General features: G+C 68.7%; 28 protein-coding genes. 18 read left to right on the forward strand and 10 right to left on the reverse strand.

Going from position 1 to position 26,442, the window contains the following annotated elements; translation table 11 throughout:
- The first annotated feature begins 182 nt into the window (after positions 1-182).
- The 15 genes from rpsB (at position 183) to gloA (ending at position 14,224) form a co-directional block, all read left to right on the forward strand.
- A complete protein-coding gene (gene rpsB / locus GBZ26_RS09665) occupies positions 183-938 on the forward strand; it encodes a 30S ribosomal protein S2 (protein WP_174438679.1) in 756 nt (251 codons plus the stop codon).
- Between the two features lie 115 nt (positions 939-1,053).
- Positions 1,054-1,983, forward strand: coding sequence for a translation elongation factor Ts (gene tsf / locus GBZ26_RS09670; RefSeq protein ID WP_038528340.1), 930 nt, complete (start codon positions 1,054-1,056; stop codon positions 1,981-1,983).
- A gap of 54 nt (positions 1,984-2,037) precedes the next feature.
- Positions 2,038-2,793 carry a UMP kinase gene (gene pyrH / locus GBZ26_RS09675; RefSeq protein WP_035673100.1) on the forward strand — a complete coding sequence of 252 codons (756 nt, stop codon included), beginning with the start codon at positions 2,038-2,040 and terminating at the stop codon, positions 2,791-2,793.
- 3 nt (positions 2,794-2,796) lie between these two features.
- On the forward strand, positions 2,797-3,366 hold the full coding sequence (gene frr / locus GBZ26_RS09680; RefSeq protein ID WP_035673102.1) for a ribosome recycling factor: 570 nt from the start codon (positions 2,797-2,799) through the stop codon (positions 3,364-3,366).
- Between the two features lie 4 nt (positions 3,367-3,370).
- Complete coding sequence (locus GBZ26_RS09685; RefSeq protein WP_174438659.1) at positions 3,371-4,108, forward strand: isoprenyl transferase; 738 nt, start codon at positions 3,371-3,373, stop codon at positions 4,106-4,108.
- A complete protein-coding gene (locus GBZ26_RS09690; RefSeq protein ID WP_174438660.1) occupies positions 4,053-4,901 on the forward strand; it encodes a phosphatidate cytidylyltransferase in 849 nt (282 codons plus the stop codon). Before GBZ26_RS09685 ends, GBZ26_RS09690 begins: the two co-directional genes overlap by 56 nt.
- 7 nt (positions 4,902-4,908) lie before the next feature.
- Complete coding sequence (locus GBZ26_RS09695; RefSeq protein ID WP_174438661.1) at positions 4,909-6,099, forward strand: 1-deoxy-D-xylulose-5-phosphate reductoisomerase; 1,191 nt, start codon at positions 4,909-4,911, stop codon at positions 6,097-6,099.
- Between the two features lie 54 nt (positions 6,100-6,153).
- Positions 6,154-7,287 carry an RIP metalloprotease RseP gene (gene rseP, locus GBZ26_RS09700; protein ID WP_014240157.1) on the forward strand — a complete coding sequence of 378 codons (1,134 nt, stop codon included), beginning with the start codon at positions 6,154-6,156 and terminating at the stop codon, positions 7,285-7,287.
- Between the two features lie 29 nt (positions 7,288-7,316).
- Positions 7,317-9,683, forward strand: a complete 2,367-nt coding sequence (gene bamA, locus GBZ26_RS09705; protein WP_174438662.1) for an outer membrane protein assembly factor BamA — start codon at positions 7,317-7,319, stop codon at positions 9,681-9,683.
- A gap of 1 nt (position 9,684) precedes the next feature.
- Complete coding sequence (locus GBZ26_RS09710; RefSeq protein ID WP_174438663.1) at positions 9,685-10,263, forward strand: OmpH/Skp family outer membrane protein; 579 nt, start codon at positions 9,685-9,687, stop codon at positions 10,261-10,263.
- Positions 10,264-10,464: 201 nt separating this feature from the next.
- On the forward strand, positions 10,465-10,935 hold the full coding sequence (gene fabZ, locus GBZ26_RS09715; RefSeq protein ID WP_035673111.1) for a 3-hydroxyacyl-ACP dehydratase FabZ: 471 nt from the start codon (positions 10,465-10,467) through the stop codon (positions 10,933-10,935).
- Complete coding sequence (gene lpxA / locus GBZ26_RS09720) at positions 10,932-11,720, forward strand: acyl-ACP--UDP-N-acetylglucosamine O-acyltransferase (protein ID WP_174438664.1); 789 nt, start codon at positions 10,932-10,934, stop codon at positions 11,718-11,720. The genes fabZ and lpxA overlap by 4 nt, the downstream gene beginning before the upstream one ends.
- Positions 11,721-11,772: 52 nt before the next feature.
- Positions 11,773-12,615, forward strand: a complete 843-nt coding sequence (locus tag GBZ26_RS09725; RefSeq protein ID WP_174438665.1) for an LpxI family protein — start codon at positions 11,773-11,775, stop codon at positions 12,613-12,615.
- Entirely contained in the window at positions 12,612-13,832 is a 1,221-nt protein-coding gene (gene lpxB / locus GBZ26_RS09730; protein ID WP_174438666.1) for a lipid-A-disaccharide synthase, read from the forward strand. Before GBZ26_RS09725 ends, lpxB begins: the two co-directional genes overlap by 4 nt.
- Positions 13,829-14,224, forward strand: coding sequence for a lactoylglutathione lyase (gene gloA / locus GBZ26_RS09735; RefSeq protein ID WP_174438667.1), 396 nt, complete (start codon positions 13,829-13,831; stop codon positions 14,222-14,224). The genes lpxB and gloA overlap by 4 nt, the downstream gene beginning before the upstream one ends.
- A gap of 6 nt (positions 14,225-14,230) precedes the next feature.
- Here the strand turns inward: gloA and GBZ26_RS09740 are convergent, their stop codons facing one another.
- Complete coding sequence (locus tag GBZ26_RS09740; RefSeq protein WP_174438668.1) at positions 14,231-14,758, reverse strand: GNAT family N-acetyltransferase; 528 nt, start codon at positions 14,756-14,758, stop codon at positions 14,231-14,233.
- 123 nt (positions 14,759-14,881) lie between these two features.
- Between GBZ26_RS09740 and GBZ26_RS09745 the strand changes: the two genes are divergently transcribed.
- Both GBZ26_RS09745 and GBZ26_RS09750 read left to right on the forward strand, forming a co-directional pair.
- Positions 14,882-15,802: a LysR substrate-binding domain-containing protein gene (locus GBZ26_RS09745; RefSeq protein ID WP_174438669.1), complete on the forward strand. Its 921-nt coding sequence runs from the start codon at positions 14,882-14,884 to the stop codon at positions 15,800-15,802.
- A 56-nt stretch (positions 15,803-15,858) separates the two neighbouring features.
- Positions 15,859-16,467, forward strand: a complete 609-nt coding sequence (locus GBZ26_RS09750) for a glutathione S-transferase family protein (RefSeq protein ID WP_174438670.1) — start codon at positions 15,859-15,861, stop codon at positions 16,465-16,467.
- A gap of 3 nt (positions 16,468-16,470) precedes the next feature.
- Here the strand turns inward: GBZ26_RS09750 and GBZ26_RS09755 are convergent, their stop codons facing one another.
- The 3 genes from GBZ26_RS09755 to gltX form a co-directional block, all read right to left on the reverse strand.
- The gene (locus GBZ26_RS09755; protein WP_014240168.1) at positions 16,471-16,677 is read right to left on the reverse strand and encodes a hypothetical protein; all 207 of its coding nucleotides are present in this window, start codon (positions 16,675-16,677) and stop codon (positions 16,471-16,473) included.
- Positions 16,670-17,983, reverse strand: a complete 1,314-nt coding sequence (gene gltA, locus GBZ26_RS09760) for a citrate synthase (RefSeq protein WP_038528311.1) — start codon at positions 17,981-17,983, stop codon at positions 16,670-16,672. The genes GBZ26_RS09755 and gltA overlap by 8 nt, the downstream gene beginning before the upstream one ends.
- 94 nt (positions 17,984-18,077) lie before the next feature.
- Positions 18,078-19,490, reverse strand: coding sequence for a glutamate--tRNA ligase (gltX, locus tag GBZ26_RS09765; protein WP_174438671.1), 1,413 nt, complete (start codon positions 19,488-19,490; stop codon positions 18,078-18,080).
- Between the two features lie 164 nt (positions 19,491-19,654).
- Here gltX and GBZ26_RS09770 point away from each other — a divergent pair, with 164 nt between their 5' ends.
- Positions 19,655-21,832: a ComEC/Rec2 family competence protein gene (locus GBZ26_RS09770; protein WP_174438672.1), complete on the forward strand. Its 2,178-nt coding sequence runs from the start codon at positions 19,655-19,657 to the stop codon at positions 21,830-21,832.
- A 25-nt stretch (positions 21,833-21,857) separates the two neighbouring features.
- Here GBZ26_RS09770 and lexA read toward each other — a convergent pair whose 3' ends face one another.
- From lexA to trpD, 6 genes are all read right to left on the reverse strand, one after another.
- Positions 21,858-22,556: a transcriptional repressor LexA gene (gene lexA, locus GBZ26_RS09775; RefSeq protein WP_174438673.1), complete on the reverse strand. Its 699-nt coding sequence runs from the start codon at positions 22,554-22,556 to the stop codon at positions 21,858-21,860.
- Positions 22,557-22,736: 180 nt separating this feature from the next.
- The gene (locus tag GBZ26_RS09780; RefSeq protein ID WP_174438674.1) at positions 22,737-23,954 is read right to left on the reverse strand and encodes a molybdopterin molybdotransferase MoeA; all 1,218 of its coding nucleotides are present in this window, start codon (positions 23,952-23,954) and stop codon (positions 22,737-22,739) included.
- On the reverse strand, positions 23,954-24,448 hold the full coding sequence (gene moaC / locus GBZ26_RS09785) for a cyclic pyranopterin monophosphate synthase MoaC (protein WP_174438675.1): 495 nt from the start codon (positions 24,446-24,448) through the stop codon (positions 23,954-23,956). Before moaC ends, GBZ26_RS09780 begins: the two co-directional genes overlap by 1 nt.
- The gene (locus GBZ26_RS09790) at positions 24,445-24,906 is read right to left on the reverse strand and encodes a GNAT family N-acetyltransferase (protein WP_174438676.1); all 462 of its coding nucleotides are present in this window, start codon (positions 24,904-24,906) and stop codon (positions 24,445-24,447) included. The genes moaC and GBZ26_RS09790 overlap by 4 nt, the downstream gene beginning before the upstream one ends.
- Positions 24,907-24,940: 34 nt before the next feature.
- Positions 24,941-25,729 carry an indole-3-glycerol phosphate synthase TrpC gene (gene trpC, locus GBZ26_RS09795; RefSeq protein WP_174438677.1) on the reverse strand — a complete coding sequence of 263 codons (789 nt, stop codon included), beginning with the start codon at positions 25,727-25,729 and terminating at the stop codon, positions 24,941-24,943.
- The coding region (gene trpD / locus GBZ26_RS09800; protein ID WP_174438678.1) for an anthranilate phosphoribosyltransferase at positions 25,726-26,442 on the reverse strand (717 nt) is incomplete at its 5' end. The genes trpC and trpD, both read right to left, overlap by 4 nt.

Consider the following 26,442-nt stretch of genomic DNA (forward strand, 5'->3'; position numbering starts at 1 on the left):
GTCCCAAAGTGGGTTGGGGGGGGTTAGGTAAGCCCCGTCGACAACCCCCCCCGCGGGCGGGCGGCCCCCCGGCTTTCCCCCGATGCCCCGACCCGTTGTCCTTTCAACCGGACAGTCCCCGGGGGGGACCAACGGGAAAAGCCTTTTCCCAATGGCCTACCCCGTCTTCCCCCACGCCCCAGCTGCCCGAAGCCGCCGCCCCCTCCGTCCCCCCCACCCGCCGCTGGAACCCGAAGATGGGCCCGTACATCTTCGGCGTGCGCAACGGCGTGCACATCATCGACCTGGAGCAGACCGTCCCGGCTCTGCACCGCGCCCTGCAGGCCGTCCGTGACGTCGTCGCCGGCGGCGGCCGCGTCCTGTTCGTCGGCACCAAGCGCCAGGCCCAGGAGAAGGTGGCCGAGGCCGCGTCGAAGTGCGGCCAGTACTACGTCAACCACCGCTGGCTCGGCGGCATGCTGACCAACTGGAAGACCATCTCCCAGTCGATCAAGCGCCTGCGCGAGATGGAAGAGCGTCTGGGCGGCGACACCTCGGGCCTGACCAAGCGCGAAATCCTGGAGCTGACCCGCGAGCGCGACAAGCTGGAGCGCGCGCTGGGCGGCATCAAGGAGATGGGCGGCCTGCCGGACGTCCTCTTCATCATCGACACCAACAAGGAGTCGATCGCCGTCAAGGAAGCCAACAAGCTGGGCATTCCGGTCATCGCGGTGATCGACAGCAACTCCGATCCGGACGGCGTGGCCTTCCCGATCCCCGGCAACGACGACGCCCTGCGCGCCATCGACCTGTACTGCGAGCTGGTGAACGGCGCCGTGCTCGACGGCCTGCAGGCTGAGATGAGCGCCGCCGGCATCGACGTCGGTTCCTCCGAGGAGGCCCCGGCCGAGCAGCTGCCGGAAGAGGAAGGGGCCGAGGCCGAACAGGCCCAGGCCTGATCCCGGTGATACGGGGCAGCCGGGCCTTATGACCTATGGCCCGGCTGCCTTTTTTATGAGTTGTTTGGATCAACCCGATCCGCTTGGATCTGTTCGGAAGGAAGAGGGCGAAACCATGGCCGAGATTACCGCCGCGCTCGTCAAGGAACTGCGCGAGAAGACCGGCGCGGGCATGATGGACTGCAAGAAGGCGCTGGCCGAGACCCAGGGCGACCTCGAGGGCGCCGTTGACTGGCTGCGCAAGAAGGGCCTCGCCGCCGCCGCCAAGAAGTCCGGCCGCGTCGCCGCCGAGGGTCTGGTCGCCGTCGCCACCGCCGGCACCGCGGGCGCCGTCGTCGAGGTGAACGCCGAGACCGACTTCGTCGCGCGCAACGACAAGTTCCAGGCCTTCTCGCTGAAGGCCGCCGAGCTGACCCTGTCGGGTTCGGGCGACGTCGAGGGCCTGAAGGGCACCGCCTATCCGGACGCCGGCCGCACGGTCCAGGAAGAGCTGACCAACCTGATCGCCACCATCGGCGAGAACATGAACATCCGCCGCTCGGCCAAGCTGTCGGTCCCGGCGGGCGTCGTCGTGTCCTACGTCCACTCGGCCATCGCGCCGGGCCTCGGCAAGATCGGCGTCCTGGTCGCCCTGGAGTCGACCGGCGACGCCGCCAAGCTGAACGATCTGGGCAAGCAGATCGCCATGCACATCGCCGCCGCCCGTCCGGACGCCCTGGACATCGCCGACGTCGACACCTCCGCCCTGGAGCGTGAGCGCAACGTTCTGGCCGAGCAGGCCCGCGCCTCGGGCAAGCCGGAGAACATCGTCGAGAAGATGCTCGAAGGCCGCATCCGCAAGTACTACGAGGAAGTGGTGCTGCTGGAGCAGACCTACGTGATCGACGGTGAGACCAAGGTCCGCAAGGTGGTGGAGAACGCCGCCAAGGACGTCGGCGCCCCGGTCAAGGTGACGGGCTTCGTCCGCTTCGCGCTGGGCGAGGGCATCGAGAAGGCGGAGAGCGATTTCGCCGCCGAAGTCGCCGCCGCCGCCGGCCAGAAGTAAGGACCCGGCGACCCGCCGCACGCACTCTTCACACCAACCGGGAGAAAGCCCCCCATGGCCCAGACCACCGGGACCACCGAGCCGGCTGACGGCATCCGCTTCAAACGAGTCCTGCTGAAGGTGTCGGGCGAGGCGTTGATGGGTCAGCGCGACTACGGCCTCGACCCGGAAGTGGTCAACCGCGTCGCCAACGAGGTGAAGGCGGTGATCCAGCTGGGTGTCCAGGTCAGCCTGGTCATTGGCGGGGGGAACATCTTCCGCGGCGTGAAGGGGGCGGCGAGCGGCATGGAGCGCGCCTCGGCCGACTACATCGGGATGCTTGCCACCGTCATGAACGCCCTGTCGATGCAGAGCGCTCTGGAGCGGATGGGCGTTGCGACCCGCGTGCAGTCGGCCATTCCCATGTCGTCGGTGTGCGAGCCCTACATCCGGCGCCGCGCCATCCGGCACATGGAGAAGGGCCGCGTGGTGATCTTCGCCGCCGGCACCGGCAACCCCTTCTTCACCACCGACACCGCCGCCGCGCTGCGCGCGTCGGAGATGGGCTGCGACGCTCTGCTGAAGGGCACGCAGGTGGACGGCGTCTACACCGCCGACCCGAAGAAGGTGAAGGACGCCGAGCGTTACGAGCGCCTCGGCTATCTGGAGGTCCTGGCGAACGATCTCCAGGTGATGGACGCCTCCGCGATCTCCTTGGCGCGTGAGAGCCACATCCCCATACTCGTGTTCTCGATCCACACCCCCGGCGCCTTCGCCGAGGTGATGCAGGGCCGGGGCAAGTTTACGATCATCAACGAAGAAACGGAGTGAGCCGTGGCTGCGCCTGATACATCGGACCTCCAGTCGGATCTCAAGCGCCGCATGGAAGGAGCGCTTGAGGCGTTTCGCAAGGAGTTGAGCGGCCTGCGCACCGGCCGCGCCTCCGCCAGCCTGCTTGAGCCCGTGACCGTCGAAGCCTACGGCGCCCGCATGCACCTCAAGGAGGTGGGCACCGTCAGCGTTCCGGAGCCGCGCCTGATCGTCGTGCAGGTGTGGGACCGTGGCATGGTCAAGGCCGTGGAGAAGGGCATCCGCGATTCGGGCCTCGGCCTGAACCCGCAGACGGAAGGCCAGTCGATCCGCGTGCCGCTGCCGGACCTGACGCAGGAGCGCCGCAAGGAACTCGCCAAGGTCGCCCACAAATACGCCGAGCAGGCCCGCGTCGCCGTGCGCAACGTGCGCCGCGACGGCATGGACGGCCTGAAGAAGGCCGAAAAGGCCGGCGATATCTCGCAGGATGAGCACAAGGGGCTCGGCGAGAAGGTCCAGGCGCTCACCGACCAGTACATCAAGCTGGTCGACGATGCGCTTGCGGCGAAAGAAAAGGACATCATGCAGGTCTGACGGCATGCGCGACGCGGAAGACAGCCGCCCCCTGCGCCCGCCCGCGCACGTGGCCGTGATCATGGACGGCAACGGGCGTTGGGCGAAGTCCAGAGGGCTGCCCCGCACCGCCGGCCATAAAAAGGGCGTGGACGCCGTCCGCCGGACGGTCGAAGCCGCGGGCGAGCTGGGGATCGGCTATCTGACGATCTTCAGCTTCTCGTCCGAGAATTGGCGTCGGCCGGAGGAGGAGGTGTCCGACCTCATGCAGCTCCTGCGCTTCTACCTGCGCAGCGAGATTGCCGATCTCCACCGCAACGGCGTGCGCCTGCGCGTCATCGGCGACCGGGCCCGCTTGTCCAAGGACATCGTCAGCCTGATCGAGAACGCCGAAAATCTGACGCGGGACAACCGCAAGCTGACCCTGGTGGTGGCGTTGAGCTACGGCTCCCGCCAGGAGATCACGCTGGCGGCGCGGCGTCTGGCCGAAGAGGTGAGGGCGGGGACGCTCGATCCGGCGGACATCACCGAGGACCGGCTGTCCGAACGCCTGTTCACCGCCGACATTCCGGACCCCGACCTGATCGTCCGCACCAGCGGCGAGAAGCGCATCAGCAATTTCCTGCTCTGGCAGGCGGCGTACGCCGAGCTGGTCTTCGTGGACACGCTCTGGCCTGACTTTTCCAAGCGTGACCTGGAGGCGGCGATTGAAGAGTTCCACCGACGGGAACGTCGCTTCGGCGCAACCACCGGCACCCGCTAAATCCGGCGACCTGAAGACGCGCGCCATCTCGGCGCTCGTCCTGGCTCCGCTCGTCCTGGCCGCGGTCTGGGCCGGCGGCTGGGTGTTCCACGTCCTCATCGCGCTCGGCGCCGTGGCCTCCGCCGTGGAGTGGGGCAACCTCGTCCCCTGCCGTCGCAAGGGTGCGGCCATCGCGTTATCGGTGGCCGGCGTCCTGCTGGCGCTGGCCGCGCAGATCGCCGCCGGGCCTTGGGCGGCCGTCGTCGTCGCCATCCTGGCCACGGCCGGAGTCGCGGTGGCCTCGGGCGGACCGGACCGCGGTCTGTCCGGAGGCGGCGTCCTCTACGTCGTCGCCGGTCTGGCCGGTCTGATGTGGCTGCGCGACGATTCGGACTCCGGCCTCGCGCTGTTCCTCTTCACCATGCTCGGCGTCTGGGCGACCGACATCGGCGCCTACGCCGCGGGCCGCACCATCGGCGGGCCGAAGCTGGCCCCGCGCATCAGCCCGAAGAAGACCTGGGCCGGCCTGATCGGCGGCATGGCCTCCTCCGCCCTGGTGGGGTGGGGCGTGGCTCTGGCCGCGGGCGCGCAGCGGCCGCTGCTGGCTCTTGCGGTGGGCGCCGTCCTGGCCGTGGTGGCGCAAGCGGGCGACCTCTTCGAATCCGCGGTCAAGCGCCGTTACAACGTGAAGGACAGCGGCCATCTCATTCCTGGTCACGGGGGAATCCTGGATCGCATCGACGGGCTGCTCTCTGCTGCCCCGGTGCTGGCCCTGTTCCACGCGACCATCGGCACGGCAATCGCATGGTGGTGACGGGGTCATGGTTGTGAAGGCTGAAGGGGCGGGGGACGCGCCGCGCCGCGTGACGATCTTTGGTTCGACCGGATCGGTCGGCACGCAGACGGTGGACCTCGTCGCCCGCGATCCGGAGCGCTTCGCGGTGGAGGCGTTGACCGCCAACCGCAACGTCGCCCTCCTCGCCGAGCAGGCGCGGCAGCTCCGCCCGAAGCTGGCCGTGGTCGCCGACCCCGCCGCCTACGCCGACCTCAAGGAGGCGCTGGCCGGTACCGGCGTGGAGGCCGCCGCCGGCCCCCAGGCGGTGGCCGAGGCCGCCGAGCGTCCGTCCGACTGGGTGATGGCCGCCATCGTCGGTGCCGCTGGGCTGGAGCCCACGCTGGCCGCCGTGCGCCGCGGCGCCTGCGTCGCCTTCGCCAACAAGGAGGTGCTGGTCTGCGCCGGCGCCCTGATGATGGAGGAGGTGCGTCGCCACGGCGCCAACCTGCTGCCGGTCGACAGCGAACATTCGGCGATCTACCAGGTCTTCGACTTCGACCGGCTGGACAGCGTGCAGCGCCTGATCCTGACGGCGTCCGGCGGCCCCTTCCGGACCAGGGACCGGGCCTTCATGGCGGCGGCGACGCGCGAGCAGGCGGTCGCCCACCCGACCTGGGACATGGGCGCCAAGATCTCCATCGACAGCGCCACCATGATGAACAAGGGGCTGGAGATCATCGAGGCGCATTTCCTCTTCGGCGTCCCCGAAGAGAAGATCGACGTGCTGGTCCACCCGCAATCGGTCGTGCATTCGCTGGTCGAGTATGTGGACGGCTCGGTCCTGGCGCAGCTCGGCACGCCGGACATGCGCACGCCGATCGCCTACGCGCTCGGCTGGCCGGCGCGCATCCCGACGCCCGCCGAACGGCTGGACCTCGTCAAGGCCGCAACCCTGACCTTCGAGGCGCCGGACCCCGAGCGATTCCCGGCCCTGCGGCTCGCCCGGGCCGCCTTGCAAAGCGGTGGGGGCGCTCCTACTATTCTCAGTGCCGCCAACGAGGTGGCCGTGCAGGCGTTTCTCGACCGCCGGATCGGCTTTCTCGACATCGAACGGATCGTCGAGGGGGTGTTGGGCACGCTGCCGCACCGGCCGCTCCGCGACCTGGGCGCGGTGCGCGACACCGACGCCGAGGCGCGCCGTGTCGCGGCGGATCGGGTCGATGCGCTGGCACGCTGAGTCTTTTTCCGGGCGCGGACCGCGACGGGGCCGCTCCGGGATGCAAAGGATGTGATGGACGTCATGGGCGGCTTCGGGACCACGCTTCTGTCTTTTCTGCTGGTCCTCACCGTGCTCGTGTTTGTGCACGAACTCGGCCACTATCTCGTGGCGCGCCGCAACGGCGTGCGGATCGAGGTCTTCTCCATCGGCTTCGGCCCGGAGCTGTTCGGCTGGACCGACCGCTCCGGCACGCGCTGGAAATTCAGCGCCATCCCGCTCGGCGGCTATGTGAAGATGTTCGGCGACGCCGACCCGGCGAGCACGCCCGGCGCCCACACGCAGAGCATGAGCGCCGAGGAGCAGGCGGTTTCCTTCCACCACAAGCGGCTTGGCCAGCGGGCGGCCATCGTGGCGGCGGGACCCATCGCGAATTTCCTTTTCGCCATCGTCGCCCTGACCATCCTCTTCGCCACCGCCGGCCAATCCTTCACCCCGCCGGACGTCGGCGGGGTGCAGCCGGGCAGCGCCGCGGAGCGCGCCGGCCTGCAGCCGGGCGACCTGATCGTCTCGATCAACGGCAGCGGCATCCAGCGATTCGAGGAAATCCGGCAGATCGTCTCCATGCAGCCGGGGGCGCCGTTGGAAATGGTGGTGCAGCGCGACGGGCGTTCGGTCAATCTGACGGCGACTCCGGACGTGCGCGAGGTCACCGACCGACTCGGCAACACCCACCGCATCGGCCAGCTCGGCATCATGCGCGGCGGGGCGGAGACGAAGCGCCACGACCCGCTGACCGCCCTGTGGCAGGCCGGCCGGGAGGTCGTCGGCATGGTGTCCGGCACCTTCGTGGCGCTGGGCCAGATGATCGAGGGGTCGCGCGGCACCGAGGAGCTGGGCGGGCCGCTGCGCATCGCCCAGATGTCCGGCGAGGTCGCGCAATCCGGCTGGTATCCGCTGATCTGGTTCATGACCTTCCTGTCCGTGAACCTCGGCATGATCAATTTGTTTCCGGTTCCGCTGCTTGACGGCGGCCATCTGATGTTCTACGCCCTTGAAGGACTCCGTGGGCGTCCTCTCGGACCTAAAGCACAAGAATACGGTTTCCGCATCGGGCTTGCTTTGGTATTAACGCTCATGGTTTTCGCCACGTGGAACGATCTCGTTCAGCTTCGCGTGGTGGATTTCTTTAGGGGGCTCATTTCCTGAGGGATGCCCCCAAAGCCAGGGAGCGAGCTTTGCGGGTGTCGAGCAGGGTTCTGGCGTTCGGCCTGATGGCCGGTTGCGCCATGACGACGGTTTCTCTTGCCCTTTCCCACGCAGCCTGGGCCCAGGCGGGCGCGCCCAATCCGGGGGCGGCGAAATCCGCCGCCTTCGGCGATGGGACGCTGGTGGCGCAGATGTTCTCGGGCGGCACCATCCGGGACATCCGGGTGGAGGGCGTCCAGCGCATCGAGCCGACGACGGTCCGCTCCTACCTCGCGGTGGCGCCCGGCGATCCCTTCGATCCCGATCGCATCGACCAGTCGCTGAAGGCCCTGTTCAACACGGGCCTGTTCGCCGACGTCGTGCTGAAGCGCGACGGCGACGCGCTGGTGGTGCAGGTGGCGGAAAACCCGATCATCAACCGCATCGCCTTCGAGGGGAACCGGCGCATCGAGAAGGAGAACCTGGAAAAGGAAATCCAGCTCCGTCCCCGCGTCGTCTACACCCGCACCCGTGTCCAGAGCGACGTGCAGCGCATCCTGGACATCTACCGCCGCCAGGGCCGCTTCGCCGCGACCGTCGAGCCGAAGATCATCCAGCTCGACCAGAACCGCGTCGATCTGGTGTTCGAGATCAACGAGGGTGTGCGCACCGGCGTGCGCAGCATCACCTTCATCGGCAACGAGAAGTTCTCCGACGGGACGCTGCGCGAGGCGATCCAGACTCGGGAAAGCGCCTGGTGGCGCTTCATGACGTCGGACGACAACTACGATCCGGACCGCCTGAACTACGACCGCGACCTTCTGCGCCGCTATTACCTCAAGGAAGGCTACGCCGACTTCCGCGTCGTTTCCGCCGTGGCGGAACTGACGCCGGACCGCGAGGACTTCGTCATCACCTTCACGGTGGACGAGGGCGAGCGCTACAAGTTCGGCAAGATGGACATCAGCACCTCCCTGAAGGCGTTGGACCCGGAGCAGCTGCGCAGCGTGCTGACCACGCGCGAGGGCGACTGGTACAACGCGCAGGAGGTGGAGAACACCATCACCAAGCTGTCCAACGCGGTCGGCGACCTGCAATACGCCTTCGTGGACGTCCGCCCGCGGATTTCGCGCAACCGCGAAAACCAGACCATCGACATCGTCTACGACATCGTCGAGGGGCCGCGCGTCTTCGTGGAGCGCATCGACGTGACCGGCAACGTCCGCACGCTGGACAAGGTGGTCCGGCGCGAGATGCTGCTGTCCGAAGGCGACCCGTTCAGCACGACCAAGCTGCGCCGCTCCGAACAGCGCATCAAGGATCTCGGCTATTTCGAGCGCGTCAACATCACCACCGCGGAGGGCTCGGCGCCCGACCGCACCGTGATGAACGTCGAGGTGACCGAGCAGTCGACCGGTGAAATCTCCATCGGCGCCGGCTACTCGACCTCGGACGGTCCGCTGGCCGACTTCTCGATCCGTGAGCGCAACCTGCTGGGCCGCGGCCAGGATCTGCGCTTCGGCGCCACCGTGTCGGGCAGCCGCCAGGAATACGACGTCTCCTTCACCGAGCCGTATTTCCTGGATCGTGACCTGTCCGCCGGCTTCGACCTGTTCCGCATCACCCGCGACTATCAGGACGAAAGCTCCTTCGACGAGAAGAGCACCGGTATGGCCCTGCGCATGGGCTACCCGCTGACGGAGAACCTGCGCCAGCGCGTCTACTACCAGCTCCAGAACACCGACATCACCAGCGTTCCCAGCTCGGCGTCCCAGTACATTCAGGACCAGAAGGGCGCGCGCACGACGTCGCTGATCGGGCAGGAGCTGACCTACGACCGCCGCAACAGCCGCCTCAACCCGACGGAAGGCTATTACGTCCGCCTGACGAACGACTTCGCGGGTGTGGGCGGCAACGCCCGCTTCCTGCGCAACCGCCTTGGCGCCGGCTATTACCTGCCGCTGTTCGACGAAAGCTGGGTGCTCAGCACCACCGGCGAGGTCGGCTACATCGTGGGCATCGGCAAGGACGTGTTCCTGTCCGACCGCTTTTTCATCGGCGGCGACACGCTGCGCGGCTTCAACACCGCCGGCATCGGTCCCCGCGACCTGCGCACCGGCGACGCCCTGGGCGGCACCCGCTACTACCGCGGTTCGGTGGAGATGAGCTTCCCGGTCGGTCTGCCCGAGGAGTTCGGACTGAAGGGCCACGCCTTCTCCGACGTCGGCACGCTGGGCAAGGTCGACATCAACGACCCGCTCGTCCCCGACGACGAATCGATCCGTCTGTCGGTCGGCACCGGCTTGTCCTGGCGCTCGCCCTTCGGGCCGATCCGCCTTGACTTTGCGGTCCCGATTCTCAAGGAAGATTACGACAAGAAAGAGATCTTCCGCTTCAGCTTTGGAACCAGGTTCTAACATGCAGCTCAGCAAGCTCAGGGCGCTGGTCGCCGCCGGTGCGGTGTTGGCGGGCGTCGCGATGGCGACCCCGTCCTTCGCCCAGGAAAAGCCGACCGACAACCTCAAGGCACCGGTCATCGCCGTGGTCGACGTCCAGAAGATCATGCAGGAGTCGAACGCCTCGAAGGGTGTCTCGAAGTCCTTCGAATCGCTGCGCGAGACCTACCAGAAGGAAATCGCCTCGCTGGAGGACAAGCTGCGCAAGTCCGAGGAGGAATTGCGCAAGCAGCAGACCGTGCTGGCTCCGGACGCGCTGGCCAACAAGCGCCGCGACTTCGAGAAGCAGGTCGGCGAGGTCCAGAAGACGGTGCAGAGCCGCAAGCGCGCCCTGGAAAACGCGCTGAACGAGGCGATGGCCGTCGTTCACAAGAACATGGTGGAGATCGTGGCCGACGTGGCGCGCGAGCGCGGCGCCAATCTCGTCCTCGCCCGCCAGCAGTTCGTCCTGGTCGACACACAGCTCGACGTCACCGACGTGGTGCTGGAGCGGGTGAACAAGAAGCTGCCCCAGGTCGCGCTGACCGTTCCCAAGCAGTAAGGCCTGCCCGGATGAGCCGCCACGCTTCCGCAAGGGAGCGTGGCGGCTTTTTCATTGGCGCGGGACGCATCGGGCGTTGGGAACCCGGCGGCGTTGGGATTGCCAAATCCCTGGAAATGGGGCACAAGGGGCTTCGCCCCGCGCCACCACAGGCGCGCTGCGGGGCGTTTTCGTGGATTTTGAAAGGCGGGCGGCCGGACCATGGATGTGACGGCGGACAACAAGAAGATAGCCGACCTCGACATCATGCGGATCATGGAAATGATCCCGCATCGCTATCCGATTCTGATGATCGACCGGGTGATCGACATCACGCTGGGCGAAAGCGCCACCGGCGTGAAGAACGTCACCATCAACGAGCCGTTCTTCCAGGGGCACTTCCCGTCGCGACCGGTGATGCCGGGCGTGATGATCATCGAGGCGATGGCCCAGACCTCCGCCGTGCTGGTGGTCGCCACGCTGGGCAAGGAGTCCGAGGGCAAGCTGGTCTATTTCATGACCGTGGACGAGGCGCGTTTCCGCCGCCCGGTCACGCCCGGCGACACCATCCACATCCACGTGACCAAGCAGCGGCAGCGCGCCAACGTGTGGAAGTTCAAGGGCGAGGCCAAGGTCAACGGCGTCCTGGTCGCCGAAGCCGTCTATTCCGCCATGATCCTGGACGAGAAATGAGCGTTTCCATTCACCCGACGGCGGTCGTCGATCCGGCCGCCAAGCTGGGCGAAGACGTTTCCATCGGTCCCTTTTGCGTTGTCGGGCCGGATGTCCAACTGGGCGACCGCGTGCGGCTCACCTCCCATGTCGTGGTCGAGGGCCGCACGCGCATCGGTGACGAGTCGGTCGTCTATCCCTTCGCGTCCATCGGTCACCGCCCGCAGGACCTGAAGTTCAAGGGTGAGCCGTCCGAACTGATCATCGGGCGCAACAATCAGATCCGTGAGCATGTCACCATGAGCCCCGGCACCGAGGGCGGCGGCATGGTCACGCGGGTCGGTGACAACGGCCTGTTCATGGTCGGCGTCCACGTCGCCCACGACTGCGTCGTCGGCAACAACGCGGTTCTGGCGAACAACGCCACGCTGGCCGGCCATGTGGAGCTGGGTGATTTCGTGACCATCGGCGGGCTGTCGGCGGTCCGCCAGTTCGTCCGCATCGGCTCGCACGCCATGATCGGCGGCATGTCCGGCGTGGAGAAGGACGTGATCCCCTATGGCCTCGTCATGGGCGATCGGGCGCGTCTGGCCGGCCTGAACCTCGTCGGGCTGGAGCGCCGCGGCTTCCAGAAGGATGAGATCCACGCCCTGCGCGCCGCCTATCGCCTGCTGTTTGGCAACGAGGGCACCTTCGCCGAACGCATGGAGGAGGTCGGGCGCGACATGGGGCAGCAGACGCTGGTCGCCGACGTGCTGACCTTCGCGCGGGCCTCGCGGTCGCTCTGCCAGCCGCGCGAGGGCTGAGGGGCCTTCACGCTCCTCTTTTTACGTTCTGTTTCCTGGGAGAGTCCCGGCCATGTCGCAGCCTCTTCCCAAGCTCGGCATCCTGGCGGGCGGCGGCACCTTGCCGGCCCGCATCGCCGCCGCGGTGCGCGGCCAGGGGCGCGAGGTCTTCGTCGTCGCCTTCGACGGCCACACCGACCCGGCCACCGTCGAGGGCCTTCCCCATCTGTGGAGCCGCTTCGGCGCCGCCGGCGGCATCATCGACCGGTTGAAGAAGGAAAAGGTCGCGGAGCTGGTCTTCGCCGGACCGGTGCGCCGGCCGTCCTTCACCGAGCTGCTTCCCGACTGGTACACCACCAAGTTCCTCGCCAAGGTCGGCACCCGCGCGCTTGGCGACGACGGGCTGCTGCGCTCCGTCGCGCGGGAACTCGAAGGGGAGGGGTTCCGCGTGGTCGGCCTGCATGACCTCCTCGGCGAGCTTCTCACTCCGGCGGGGCCGGTGGGCCGGCTGCGGCCGGACGCCGAGGCGGAGCGCGACATTGCCCGCGCGGTCGAGGTGGCCCGCGCGCTTGGCACGCTCGACGTCGGGCAGGGCGCCGTGGTGCAGCAGGGGCTTGTGCTCGCGGTCGAGGCCATCGAGGGCACCGACGCCATGCTGGCCCGCTGCGCCGGGCTGGCGCGGCCGGGGCAGGGCGGCGTGCTCGTCAAGGTGAAGAAGCCGCAGCAGGACCGCCGCCTCGACCTGCCCACCATGGGGGTGACGACGGTGGAGAACGCCGCCCGCGCCGGTCTGCGCGGCATCGCCGTCGAGGCGGGCGGAAGCCTGCTGGTGGACCGCACCGCGGTGGCCGAGGTTGCCGACCGGCTGGGTCTCTTCGTGGTCGGCATCACCGTTGCGTCGGAGCCTCGGCCGTGAGCGATCCGTTGATTTTCCTGATCGCCGGGGAACCCTCCGGCGACGCGCTGGGCGCGCGGCTGATGGCCGCCTGCAAGCGGCTGACCGGTGGGCGGGTGCGCTTCGCCGGCATCGGCGGCGAGAAGATGGTCGCCGAGGGGCTGGACAGCCTGTTCCCGATGGGTGAGCTGACGCTGTTCGGCGTGTTCGAACTGTTGCCCCATCTGCCGAACCTGCTGCGCCGCATCGACCAGACGGTCGCGGAGATCCTGCGGCTGAGGCCCGACGCGGTGGTGGGCATCGATTCGCCGGGCTTCACGGTGCGCGTGTCCAAGCGGGTCAAGGCTCAGGCGCCGGACATCCCGCTGATCCATTACGTGGCGCCCACCGTCTGGGCCTGGAAGCCGAAGCGCGCCGCCAAATACGCGGCGATCTACGATCATCTGCTGGCCATCCTGCCCTTCGAGCCGCCCTATTTCGAAAAGGAAGGGCTTCCCTGCACCTTCGTCGGTCATTCGGTGGTGGAGAGCGGTGCCGGGCAGGGCGACGCGCAGCGCTTCCGCGAGGTCCATGGGTTGGCGCCGGAGGCGCGGATCGTCGCCGTCCTGCCGGGAAGCCGGAAGGGCGAGGTGTCGCGCCTGCTCCCCGACTTCCGCGCCACGCTGGAATGCCTGCTGCCGACCCATCCGGGGCTGGTCGCCGTGGTCCCGACCGTGGCGACGGTGCGCGACCGAGTGGCGGCAGAGGTTGCGGGCTGGCCGATGCCCACCATCCTCGTCGAAGGAGACGGCCCGAAATACGACGCCTTCGCCGCGGCGGAGGCCGCGCTGGCGGCGTCCGGCACGGTGGCGCTGGAACTGGCGCTGGCCCGCCTGCCGACGGTGATCGCCTACCGTCTCAACCCGGTGACGGTGGCCTTGTACCGGCGGCTGATCCGGGTCAAATACGTCAATCTGGTCAATCTGATGCTCGACCGCATGCTGGTGCCGGAACTGCTTCAGGAGGACTGCCGGCCCGACCGGCTGGCCACCGAGCTGCGCCGCCTGCTCGACGATCCCGCCGCCCGCGCGACGCAGATCGACGGGGTGGCGGAGGTGGCGCGCTGGCTGGGGCAGGGCGGAACGCCGCCCAGCGAACGCGCCGCCCAGGTCGTGCTGGAGGTTGCCGCCGGCCGGTCGGATAAGGCGAGACCGGAGACGACGAGAGCGCAAGAATCCGCTTGGGAGAAGGGACCATGAGCCAATTCCGCCTGCTGCACACGATGCTCCGGGTCTATGATCTGGAGAAGTCGCTGGACTTCTACACCCGCCTGCTCGGCATGAAGCTGCTGCGCCGCAACGACTATGAGGGCGGGCGCTTCACGCTGGCCTTCGTCGGCTACGGCGACGAAAAGGACACCGCCGTCCTGGAGCTGACCCACAACTGGGACCAGGCGGAGCCCTACGCCATCGGCACCGCCTACGGCCACATCGCGCTGGGCGTGCCGGACATCCACGCCACCTGCGAGCAGCTCGCCAAGGAAGGCGTCAAGATTCCGCGGCCGCCCGGCCCCATGAAGCACGGCACCACCGTGATCGCCTTCATCGAGGACCCGGACGGCTACAAGGTCGAGCTGATCGAGACGAAGTAAGCACCGTCACAGCGTTTTGTAGAAGAGGACGGTGTCGCCGAAGGCGCCGTCCGCTTCCACCGTATAGCCGGGGATCACCCCCGCCCTCAGCCAGCCGGTCGCCTCGTAGAAGGGCTCGCCGCTGTCGCCCTTCAGCGTGTCGAGCACCAGAAGGGACCGCCCCAATCCGCGGGCCGTGTCCTCCACCGCCGCCATCAGATGCCGGGCGACGCCGTTCCGGCGATGACGGGCGAAGACGAGCAGCTTCTGCACCTCGGCGCGGTGCGCGCCGTTGGGCTTGGTGCACAGCGCCAACTGCACGCTTCCCAGCAACTCTCCCTTCGGCCCGCGGGCGATCAGCAGACGGTGCGCGCCACCGGAGAGCTGGGCGGCCACGCCGTCCCAGAAGGCCCGCTTCCAGTGAGGGGCCAGCGGGGCGTGGTAGCCGACCGAGGCGCCGCTGTTCACCGCGTCCTCCAGAAGAGCTTCCAGTTCCACGCGCAGGCGGGTGTCATCGACAGTGCGGATATCGGTGATGGAGAAGGTCATCGTCATGTGAAGCGCCGGGATGGTTCGGTTTCTGCGCCCAAGCCTGCCTGCGGCTCCCCCCGGTCCACAATTGACTTCGCAGGGCATGGGTGTGAGGAATCCTCACATTGACCTCCAGAGACGCCGCCGATGCCGCGCCTTCCCTTCACCGCCCTGGCCGCCTTCGAGGCGGCGTCTCGCCACGGCAGCATGACGCGCGCCGCCGACGAGCTTGGCCTGACCCATGGGGCGGTCAGCCGTCAGGTGGGCGATCTGGAGAAGCGGCTGAAGGTCCGCCTGTTCGACCGCACCCCGCAGGGGCTTCTCCTGACCGACGCCGGGCGCGATCTCGCGCAGGCCTGCACCGCCGGGCTGGGGCGCGTTCAGGAAAGCTGGGACCGCATCGCCGGACAAGGGCCGGAACGGCTGCGCATCGCCGCGCCGCGGACCTGGGCGGCCTTGTGGCTGGTGCCGAGGCTGGGGCGTTTCCTGGACGGCCGGCCGGACCTGCGGCTGGACATTGAGGGGGGCAACAGCGACCGCGCGTCGGAGGCCGAGGCGGGCTGGGCGGTGATCCGCTATGTGCGCGGCGGCGATCCCGGTCCCGACGGAACGCGTCTGTCGGAAGAGCCGCTGGTCCCGGTCTGCGCTCCGGCGCTGGCCGAACGGCTGTCCGGCCCGGCCGATCTGTCCCACCACACGCTTCTGCATTACCAGGCGTCGCCGGATTGGAGCCTGTGGCGCGCCGCCTCGGGGGTGAATTTGGATGGTGCGCGCAGCCTGAGCTTTTCGGAATCGGTGATGGTGATCCAGGCGGCCATGGCCGGACTAGGGATCGCTCTGGGGCGCCCGTCGCTGGTGCTGGAGGCGCTGGAAGCGGGACGGCTCGTCTGCCCCTTCGGACCGGCGGTGCCCTGCGGCGACCGCTATGTGCTGACCGCCCCGGCCGAAGGGCGCGGGCGCGGTGTGCTCCGCGCCTTCCGGCACTGGCTGCTGGAGGAGGCTGCCGCCGATCAGGCGCGACTCGAATGCCTCGGCGTGTCGCTTCCGCAGGGGCGTGCTGGTGCCTGATCCCGTTTCGTGTTTATATCCGCCTTCGGATGGATTTGGAGCGGAGACACGCCCCCATGCTGCGCCTTTACGACAACCTGTCTTCCGGAAACGGCTACAAGTGCCGGCTGCTGCTGCACAAGCTCGGCATCCCCCATGAGCGGATCGAGCTGGACATCGACCGGGCGGAAACCCGCACCCCGGAGTTCCTGGCCCGGAATCCGAACGGCCGCATCCCGACGCTGCAACTGGAGGACGGCAGCCATCTGCCGGAATCCAACGCGATCCTCTGGTATCTGGCGGAGGGCACGCCCTATCTGCCCGACGACCGCGAAGGCCGCGCGCGGGTCCTGCAATGGATGTTCTTCGAGCAGTACAGCCACGAACCGAACGTCGCGACGGTGCGCTTCTGGATCACGCACCATGTGGAGATGACGGAGGAGCGCAAGCTGGGGCTGGTGACCAAGCGCCGGCTCGGCTACGACGCTCTGGGCGTCATGGAGGGGCATCTGGCGGAGCGTCGCTTCTTCGTGGGCGACCGCTTCAGCATCGCCGACATCGCGCTCTACGCCTACACGCATGTGGCGGAGGAGGGTGGGTTCGACCTGTCCGGCTATCCGGCGGTGCGCGCATGGATGGAGCGTGTGGCGGCGGAAGGGCCGCACATCCCGATCACCCAGGGCTAACAGTCAGATCAGCACCACCGCGGCGATCATCGCCACAATCACCGCATAGAAGACGATGCGGCGAAGCCGCCGCGAGAGCGGCGGCTTGTTGTCGTTCGCGGCGGGCTGGCCCTGACGGACCCGCCGCGCCGGAACGATGAACGCAGCCGGGCTGCGGGCGGCTCCGTCGGAGCCGCCCGTCCCGATGTGTGCTGTCGGCCGGTTAGCCACGCTCGGCCAGCGGGATGAAGTCCCGCTTGGTCGCGCCGGTGTAGAGCTGACGCGGACGGCCGATCTTCTGGACCGGGTCCTCGATCATTTCCTTCCACTGCGAGATCCAGCCGACGGTGCGCGCCACGGCGAACAGCACGGTGAACATGCTGGTCGGGAAGCCCATCGCCTTCAGGATGATGCCCGAGTAGAAATCGACGTTCGGGTACAGCTTCTTCTCGACGAAGTACGGGTCTTCGAGGGCGATCTTCTCCAACTCCATCGCGATGTCGAGGAGCGGCTCGTCCTTGATGCCCAGCTCCGCCAGAACCTCATGGCAGGTCTTGCGCATGACCTGGGCGCGCGGGTCGTAGTTCTTGTAGACCCGGTGACCGAAGCCCATCAGGCGGAAGTTGTCGTTCTTGTCCTTGGCGCGGCGGACGATCTCCGGGATGCGATCGACGGAGCCGATCTCCTCCAGCATCTTCAGCACGGCCTCGTTGGCGCCGCCATGGGCCGGACCCCACAGCGAGGCGATGCCAGCGGCGATGCAGGCGAACGGGTTGGCGCCCGACGAGCCGGCCAGACGGACGGTCGAGGTCGAGGCGTTCTGCTCGTGGTCGGCGTGCAGGATGAAGATCTTGTCCATCGCCTTGGACAGGACCGGGTTGACCTTGTACGGCTCGCAGGGCGTGCCGAAGGTCATGTAGAGGAAGTTCTCGGCGTAGGACAGGTCGTTGCGCGGGTACATGAACGGCTGGCCGACCGAGTACTTGTAGGCCATCGCGGCGATCGCCGGGATCTTGGCGATCAGGCGGTGCGCGGCGATCTTGCGCTGCACCGGGTCCTCGATGTCCGTCGAGTCGTGGTAGAAGGCCGACAGCGCGCCGACGACACCGCAGAGAACCGCCATCGGGTGGGCGTCACGGCGGAAGCCGCTGTAGAAGCGGGTCAGCTGCTCGTGCACCATCGAGTGGCCGCGCAGGATGCCCTCGAACTCTTCCTTCTCGGCGGCGTTCGGCAGGTGGTTGTTGAGGAGGAGGAAGCAGACCTCCGGGAAGGTCGCGTGCTCGGCAAGGTCGTCGATGGCATAACCGCGGTGCAGCAGAACACCCTCATCACCGTCGATGTAGGTGATCTTGGACTCGCAGCTGCCCGTCGAAGTGAAACCCGGATCGTAGGTGAAACAACCGGTCTCGGCGTAGAGCTTGCGGATGTCGATCACGTCCGGACCCGTGCTTCCCTTCATCACGGGCAGGCTGACCTGCTTGCCAGTCCGGTTGTCGATCAGGGTGAAGGTATCGGCCTTGTCCGCGGTTTGGGTCATCTCGGCACGTCCTTATCTTTAGGGTTGGGGCTTAACGCCCTTTTCGAATGCGCGCAGCATAGTTCTATGCCGGGCGGATATCAACGCACGGAAGTTATCCCCGTGCTGCAGTTGCGGCATCCTTCATCCGGGCCAGCGTTTCCGTCCGGCCGAGGAGTTCCGCCACCTCGAAGATGGGCGGCGACACGGTGGAACCGGTGAGCGCGGCGCGCAGCGGCTGGGCGATCTTGCCCAGCTTTTCACCCCGCTCCTCGGCGAAGGCACGCACCAGCCCTTCGAGGGCGGCGGCGGTGAAGTCCGCCTCGGCCTCGAAGCGGGCGGCGAGGTCGGTCAGGACGCTGCGGCCCTTGTCGTCCAACAGCGCGGCGGCCTTCTCGTCCATCGCCAGCGGACGGGCGGCGAGGTAGAAGCGGGCGCTCTGGGCGAGATCGACCACGGTGCGGGCGCGCTGCTTCAGCCCGTTCATGGCGCGGGTCAGCAGATCGCGCTCCGACTCGGTCAGCGCGCGACCAAGCTCGGCCTCCAGCCGCGGGGCGGCCAGACCCACGAGGCGGGCGTCGTCGGCCTGCCGCATGTAATGGGCGTTCAGGTTCTCCAGCTTGGCGAAGTCGAAGCGCGAGGGGGAGCGCCCGATGCCCTCCAGGTTGAACCACTCCACGGCCTGTTCGGTCGAGATGATCTCGTCGTCGCCGTGCGCCCAGCCGAGCCGCAGCAGGTAGTTGCGGATCGCCTCCGGCAGGTAGCCCATGTCGCGGTAGGCGTCGACGCCGAGCGCGCCGTGGCGCTTCGACAGCTTCGCGCCGTCCGGACCGTGGATCAGCGGGATGTGGCCGAACTCCGGCAGGTCCCAGCCCATGGCGTTGTAGATCTGGATCTGGCGGAAGGTGTTGGTCAGGTGGTCGTCGCCGCGGATGACGTGGGTGACGCCCATGTCATGGTCGTCCACCACCACCGCCAGCAGATAGGTCGGGGTGCCGTCGGCGCGCAGCAGGATCAGGTCGTCGAGCTGGGCGTTCTGAACCGTCACCTCGCCCTGGACACGGTCCTTCAGGACCGTCTCGCCCTCCTGCGGCGCCTTCAGGCGGATCACCGGCTTAACGCCGGCCGGAGCCTCCGACGGGTCGCGGTCGCGCCAGCGCCCGTCGTAGCGCACCGGCTGGCCCGCGGCCTTCTGGGCGGCGCGCATCTCCTCCAGCTCCTCGGGGCTCGCGTAGCAGTGATAGGCGCGGCCGGCGGCCAGCATCTGGTGGGCCACCTCGGCGTGGCGGTCCTTGCGGGCGAACTGGCTGACCGCGTCGCCGTCCCAGTCGAGGCCGAGCCAGGACAGGCCGTCGAGGATGGCGTCCACCGCAGCGTCCGTCGAGCGCTGGCGGTCGGTGTCCTCGATGCGCAGCAGATAGGTGCCGCCGTTGCGTCGGGCGTACAGCCAGTTGAACAGCGCGGTGCGGGCACCGCCGATGTGGAGAAAGCCGGTGGGCGACGGGGCGAAACGGGTGACGACGGTCATGGGAGGCTCAATTCCAGGTTCGGCGCTGCTACAGTGCTGCGGCGGCCGAGATGCGGCGGCTGCGGTGCGACTGCGGTGGTGCGGTGGTGTAACACATTAACGGCGCCGGAGGCATTTGCCTTGCGCGCATAGGCGACAGTATGGCCCACGGGGTTGAAGAGGGCATGGCCGAGGGTTTGGCGGAGGAGGAGGGCGATGCCGGTCCTGTCCGTCGCGGCGTCGGCGCGCGCCTTTGCGCGGCGGCACTGGGGTGCCTCGCCGCGGAGCGGGAGCGCTGTGCGCTGTGGCTCCCCGTGGGGGCCGGGGTGGGCGTGGCGCTGTATTTCGGCCTGCCTGCCGAGCCGCCGCTCTGGCTGGGGTCCGGCGTCGCGGTCGGCTGTCTGCCTCTGCTGTGGCTGGCGCGGCGGCGTCTGGCGCCGGTCGTTCTGTTGCTGGGGCTGTTGAGCGTCGCTCTGGGCTTCGCGGCGGCGCAGCTGCACAGCGTGGCGGCGGCAGCACCGATGCTGACGCGGGAGCTTGGACCGGTGCAGGTCACCGGGCGGGTTCTGGCGGTCGAGCGGCAGCCCACCGGCACGCGGCTGATGATCGGGGAGCCGACGGTGGAGCGGCTGGCTCCGGAGGCGACGCCGGCGCGGGTCCGCCTGCATCTGCCGGCCAAGGTGACTCCGCCGGAGGCCGGGACGGTGGTCCGGCTGCGCGCCATGCTCCACCCGCCGGCCGCCCCGGCGGAGCCGGGGGCCTTCGACCTGCAGCGGCGCGCCTATTTCGAGGGGTTCGGCGCGGTCGGTTTCGTCATGGGCGCCCCCGTCGCCCAGGAGGCGCCGCCGCCCGGCGGCTGGCGCCGGGCGACCGTGGCATTCGAGCGGGCGCGCGCCGCCATCGCCGAGCGGGTGCGCGCCGTCGTGACCGACTCCACGGAGGCCAGCGTCACCGCCGCCCTGCTGAACGGCGACGCGGCGGCGATTCCCGAGCCGATGATGGATGCCTTCCGCGACAGCGGCCTCGCGCATCTCCTGTCCATTTCCGGCCTGCATGTGGGAATCGCCGCGGGCATCGTCTTCTGGGTGGTGCGGGCCCTGCTGGCGCTGGTTCCCTGGATCGCGCTGCGCTGGCCGATCAAGAAGATCGCGGCGCTGGCCGGCATCCTGTCGGCCATCCTCTACACGCTGCTGGTCGGGGCGCCGCTGCCGACGCTGCGGTCGGTGCTGATGACCGGCCTCGTCATGGGCGCGGTCATCGCCGACCGGTCGCCGATCAGCATGAGGCTGGTCGCCTTCGCCGGCATCGTCACCGTCCTCTACGACCCGGAGGGGATGCTGGGGCCGAGCTTCCAGATGTCCTTCGCGGCGGTCGTCGCCCTGATCGCCGCCTTCGAGCGCTTCACGCCCTGGGCGGTGAGTCGGCGCCGCGAGCTGGGCTGGCTCGGCAAGGGAGTGATGGCGCTGGGCGGAATCGCCTTTTCCAGTGTGGTGGCGACGGTCGCGACGACGCCCTACGGGCTCTACCATTTCCAGCAGGTCGCCTTTTACGGCGTGCTCTCCAACATGGTGGCGATCCCCATCACGACGGTGTGGATCATGCCCTTCAGCCTGCTCTCCTACCTGCTGCTGCCCTTTGGGCTGGAGGGGCCGGCGGTCACGGCGATGAGCTGGGGTGTTCGGCTGGTCATCGAGACGGCGGAGCGGACCGCGGCGCTGCCTGGAGCGACGGCGTTCCTGCCGGCCATGCCGGACGCCGCCATCGCGGCGGTCACGCTGGGCGGGCTGTGGCTGGCGATCTGGACAAGGCGCTGGCGCTGGCTGGGGCTGGCCGCTGTGGTCGGAGGGCTGGTCGCCCCGGCTTTCGCGCCGCGGCCCGACATTCTGGTGTCGGAGGACGGAAGGCTGATGGCCGTGCGTGGCGCGGATGGGATCCTCAGCCTCTCCACCGCCAGCGACGGGCGGGTCGCCAACACGTGGAGGCGGCGCGACGGCATGGAGAAGCCAGAGGAGGCGGCCGGCCAGGATGTCTGGCCGCTCGCCGGGGTCAGCATGGACGGGCGGCTGCGCTGCGACGCCCTGGGATGCCTCTACCGCGCGGAGGGAAGGACAGTGGCGCTGCTGCGCCAACCGGATGCCTTGCCGGAGGATTGCGCGGTGGCCGATGCGGTGGTGACCGCGACCCCGTCGCGCGGGTGCCGGGCGCCGCTGGTCATCGACCGCTGGGAACTGCGGCGGGAGGGCGCGCACACGCTCTCCCTGTCGGACAAGGGCATCCGGGTGGAAAGCGTTCGCGGGCAGCGCGGCGACCGCCCTTGGACGATGGGCGGAAAGCTGCCCGATGGAAGGACCGGGGCTCGCTGAGCCGCGGTCCCGGAGCATCCTGCCGTCAGTACTTCCGCACCAGACCGACGAGGCGGCCCTGCACCCGGACGCGGTCGGCGCCGAAGATGCGGGTTTCATAGGCGGCGTTGGCCGGTTCGAGCGCCACGGTGTTGCCCTTGCGGCGCAGGCGCTTCAGCGTGACCTCGGCGTCATCGACCAGGGCGACGACGATGGAGCCGTTCTCCGCGCTGTCGCAGCGCTGGATGACCACCGTGTCATGGTCGAGGATGCCGGCCTCCACCATGGAATCGCCGGCGACCTCCAGCGCGTAATGGTCGCCCATGCCGAGCATCGCGGCCGGAATGTCCACGAAGGCGGAACCGTCGCGCAACGCCTCGATCGGCGTGCCGGCGGCGATGCGGCCGTAGAGCGGAAGCTGCACGGATTCGGACGCCGGGTTCGCCTCGCGACCCACGAAGCTGAAGTCGCCCTTGATGACGTTGGGCTGGAACTTGGCGCGCGGCGGCCGGGTGCGGGCGGTCTCCAGCCCCTCCGGCAGGCGCAGCACTTCCAGCGCGCGGGCGCGGTGGGGCAGGCGGCGGATGAAGCCGCGCTCCTCCAGCCCCGTGATGAGGCGGTGGATGCCCGACTTGGACTTCAGGTTGAGAGCGTCCTTCATTTCGTCGAAGGAAGGGGACACACCGCCCTGTCCGAGCCGCTCGTTGATGAAAAGCAGCAATTCATGCTGCTTGCGCGTGAGCATTTGTGCCTCCCGGCCGGTTCCGCACTAGATATGGAACAAAAGCAAAACGTTCCATCTTGTTCTAGTTTGGTTCTTAACCCCCGTCAAGCCCTACGAATGAAATCAATCGCAAATCGACGGACAGGACTCCCAAAGGGATTGCCGAAGGGATTGCCGAAGGGATTGAGGGTACGGAAGGGATTAAAGCGACAGGACACCGCCGCTCAACGGGATCACCGTCACGCGGTCGCCCATGGCGACGGCGCTTGCCTGCGGCTCGCGGACGATCAGGGCGTCGGCCCGCGCCAGCCGGGACATCATCGCGCTGTCCTGGCGCGGGAAAGGGGTGGCGACGGGCTCACCGTCCGCTCCGGTGGACAGGGTGGCGCGCAGGAAATCCGTGCGGTCGTCGTTGGCCTTCAGCGGCGCGCCGAGCCGGGCCGTGAGCGTGGCGTTCTCGGCGGGCAGCCCCTGGAGACGGCGGAGGACGGGCACCAGGAACAGCAGGGCGGCCACGCCGGTGGACACCGGGTTGCCCGGCAGGCCGAGCAGCGGCACGCCGTTCGCCGTCCCGAAAATCAACGGTTTGCCGGGCTTCATGGCGACCCGGTAGAAGTCCAGCGACAGCCCGCCCAGCACGTCGCGCACATGGTCGTGCTCGCCTTGCGAGGCGCCGCCCGTGGTTACCAGCAGGTCGCAGCCGGCGGCCCCGGCGGCCATGGCGGCGAGATGCTCCGGATCGTCCCGGGCCACGCCGAGATTGTGGGCGAGGCCGCCCTGGCTGGCGACCAGAGCGCACAGGCCGAGCGCGTTGGAGCTGACGATCTGGCTCGGCCCCAGCGGATCGCCGGGCAGGGCGATCTCGTCCCCGGTGGCGAGCACGGCGACCCGCGGGCGGCGGTGGACGCGCAGCCAGGGCAGGTTGGCCGCGGCGGCCAGGGCGACGTCGCGGGCGGTGAGCAGCCGTCCCTTGGGAAGCAACTCCTCTCCCGCGGTGAAGTCCAGGCCGCCGGGGCGGATGAAGCGGCCCGCAGGCACGGCGCGGCCGGCATGCACGCGGTCCCCGGCGTCCTCGCAATCCTCCTGCATCACCACGGCGTCGGCCCCGGCGGGCAGGGGAGCGCCGGTGAAGATGCGCACGGCCTCGCCCGCGCCGACCGATCCGGCGAAGGCGTGGCCGGCCGCGGACTCGCCGATGCGGCGCAGCGTGACGGGAGCTTCCTCCGATGCCTGGGCGATGTCGGCGGCACGGACGGCCCAGCCGTCCATGGCGGCGGCGGCGAAAGGCGGCTGGGTCAGACGGGCGACGGCGGGCTCCGCCAGGACGCGCCCCAGCGCGTCGGGCAGCGGCACCGTCTCCGCCGGCAGGGCGGTGAAGGCGGCGAGGATGCGGGCGCGGGCTTCACCGACCTGCAGCATCAGACCGCGCTCCCCCATTCGCCGCTCTTGCCGCCGGCCTTGTGCAGCAGCTTGACCTCGGTGATGGTCATGCCGCGGTCCACCGCCTTGCACATGTCGTAGACGGTGAGTGCGGCGACCGACACGGCGGTCAGCGCCTCCATCTCCACGCCGGTCTGGCCCTTGAGCTTGCAGGTGGCGGTGATGTCCACGGCGTTGCGCTCGGGGTCGCAGGTCAGGTCCACCTTGACCGAGGTCAGCATCAGCGGGTGGCACAGCGGGATCAGGTCCGGCGTGCGCTTGGCCCCCATGATGCCGGCCAGCCGGGCCACCGACAGGACGTCGCCCTTCTTGACGCCGCCCTGGAGGATGAGCGCCAGCGTTTCCGGCTGCATCAGGACGGAGCCGCGGGCGGTCGCCGTGCGTTCCGTATCCGCCTTGTCGGACACGTCCACCATGACCGCGCGGCCTTCGGCGTCGAAATGGGTGAAGCCGCTTGCGGGCTGGTCGGTCATAGGGGTTTCTCCATGAACAGGCTCAGCGGGTCCGGGGCGTAAGGGCCGAACGGGCCGCGGTCGGTGAAGCCCTGTTTGCGGTAGAGCGCAATGGCTTCGTCCTGGTAGACGCCGGTCTCCAGCCGCAGCACGGACAGGCCGGAGGCGCGGGCCTCGTCCTCGATGCGTTCCAGCAGGCGCCGACCGATCTGGCCGCCGCGCGCGGTCGGCTGGACGAACATCCGCTTGACCTCGCCATAGCCCCCGTCGGTGTCGATGCGCACGGCGCCGCAGCCGACCACGGTTCCCGACCGCCGGGCGACCAGGAAACGGATGTCCGGCTTGGCCAACGTTTGCAGGTCGAGCAGATGGTTGCTCTCGGCTGGATACAAATCGCCCAGATAGCGGTCCAACTCCTCGATGAGCCGGACCACCTCGTCCTGGAGCGGGCTTTCACGGGCAATGGTCACGTTCGGCACGTCGTCGCTCCTCCCCATTGCTTTTTATTTGGTGTCAGGCGAGCAGGGCGCGGGTGGCCGCGGTCACATCCTCCTGACGCATCAGCGATTCACCGACCAGGAAACAACGCGCGCCAACCGCCGCCATGCGCGACAGGTCCGCCGGGCTGTACAGGCCGCTTTCGGCCACCAGCATCCGGTCGGCGGGCACGTGGGCCGCCAGCTCCTCGGTCGTGGCGATGTCCACCGCCAGCGTCTTCAGGTTCCGGTTGTTCACGCCCAGAAGCGGGGTCTTCAGCGCCAGCGCGCGGTCCAGTTCCTCGCGGTTGTGCACCTCGACCAGCACGTCCAGGCCCCAGGCGATGGCGGCGTCCTCGATCTCGGCGGCCTGCGCGTCGCTCAGCGCGGCCATGATGATCAGGATGCAGTCGGCGCCCAGCGCGCGGGATTCGGCGATCTGGTAGGGATCGACCATGAAGTCCTTGCGCAGCACCGGCAGGTCCACCGCGGCGCGAGCGGCGAGCAGATAGTCGTCGCAGCCCTGGAAGTAGGGCTCGTCGGTCAGCACCGACAGGCAGGTGGCGCCGCCCTCACGGTAGGCGCGGGCCAGCGACGGCGGGTCGAAGTCCGGGCGGATCAGGCCCTTCGACGGGCTGGCCTTCTTGATCTCGGCGATCAGGCCGTAGCGCCCCTCGTCCACCGTGCGGCGCAGGGCGCGGATGAAGCCGCGCGCCGGATCGGCGGTGCGGGCGGCGTCCTCCACCGCGGACAGTGGGCGGGCGGATTTGCGGGCTTGGACCAGCGCGCGCTTGTCGTCGCAGATGCGGGTCAGGACGTCGCTCATGGCGCGGCAACCGGTTCGTTGGTGGCAGACGAATTGGTGATGGACACGAGATGTTGGAGCACGGCGCGGGCGGCGCCGCTGTCGATGGCGTGCCGGGCCTGCTCGACGCCCTCCTTCAGGTCGCCGGCCTTGCCCGCGACGTGCAGCGCGGCGGCGGCGTTCAGCAGGACGATGTCGCGGTAGGCGCCCTGCGCCCCGTCGAACAGCGCGCGGATGGCCTCGGCGTTCACATGGGCGTCACCACCCTTCAGAAGCTCCGGCCGGGCGCGGAAGATGCCGGCCTGCTCCGGCTCGATCTCGAACACCGTGACCTCGCCGTCCTTCAACTGGGCGACGGTGGTCGGGCCGGTGGTGGTGATCTCGTCCAGCCCGTCGGAGCCATGGACGATCCAGGCGGCCTCCGACCCCAGGCGCTTCAGCACATGGGCCAGCGGCTCCACCCACTGCTTGGCGTAGACGCCGAGAAGCTGGCGCTTGGCGCTGGCCGGGTTGGACAGCGGCCCCAGCAGGTTGAAGATGGTGCGGGTGCCCAGCTCAACGCGGGTCGGGCCGACGTTGCGCATGGCGAGGTGGTGGCGCGGCGCCATCAGGAAGCCGATGCGCGCGTCCCACAGGGCCTTGCGCACCAGCCCCATGTCGCAGTCCAGGTTGACGCCCAGCGCGCCCAGCACGTCGGCGGCGCCCGACTTGGACGACATGGCGCGGTTGCCGTG

The organism is Azospirillum formosense (assembly GCF_013340925.1).
Taxonomy (GTDB): Bacteria; Pseudomonadota; Alphaproteobacteria; order Azospirillales; family Azospirillaceae; genus Azospirillum; species Azospirillum formosense.